At 74.6% G+C, this 658-nt stretch carries 1 pseudogene; it reads left to right on the top strand.

Going from position 1 to position 658, the window contains the following annotated elements:
- Nucleotides 1–89 precede the first annotated feature (89 nt).
- A pseudogene (locus AC2W7M_RS26935) lies at nt 90–658 on the top strand (heme biosynthesis protein HemY); the annotation flags it as partial.

Raw genomic sequence — 658 nt, 5'->3', positions numbered from 1 at the left:
GAGCGCGCCACGGAGGCGGTGCGCCTCGCCCCCCACTTTGGTCCCCGCCGCGGCCTGCGCCGGCCGCCTGCTCGGCGCCGCGGGCGAAATTGAAGAAGGCGGCGAAGATCGTCGAGACGGCGTTCGCCGCCAATCCCCACCCCGAGCTGGCCGAGGTGGAGGCGCACCTGCGCCCCGGCGATGCGGCGCAGGACCGTCTCAAGCGCATCCGCATGCTCGCCAACAAGGCGCCGAGCGCGCGCGAAAGCGCCATCGCGCTGGCCCGCGCCGCCATCGACGCCCAGGAGTTCAAGCACGCCCGCCTGGTGCTGGAGCCGCTGCTGGCCGATCCCAGCCAGCGCGTGTGCCTGCTGATGGCGGAGCTGGAGGCGGCCGAGCACGCCGACATTGGCAAGGCGCGCGAATGGACCGCCCGCGCGGTGCGCGCCAATCGCGATCCGGCCTGGATCGCCGACGGTGTGGTCTCGGACCACTGGGCGCCGATCTCGCCCATCTCCGGCAAGCTCGACGCCTTCGTGTGGGCGGTGCCGCCCGGCGTCTCGGCGACGCCGATCCTGGAGCACGAGGCCGAGCGCGTGAAGGCGGCCATTGCCGCCGTGCGCGCCAGCGAGGAGGCGAAGGCCGCCGCTCTGGCGGCGGATGCCGAGGCGCAGGCCCG

This window comes from Xanthobacter sp. BG11Y11_SDJG, from assembly GCF_057364445.1.
This window is presented reverse-complemented; position numbering and strand designations above follow the sequence as displayed.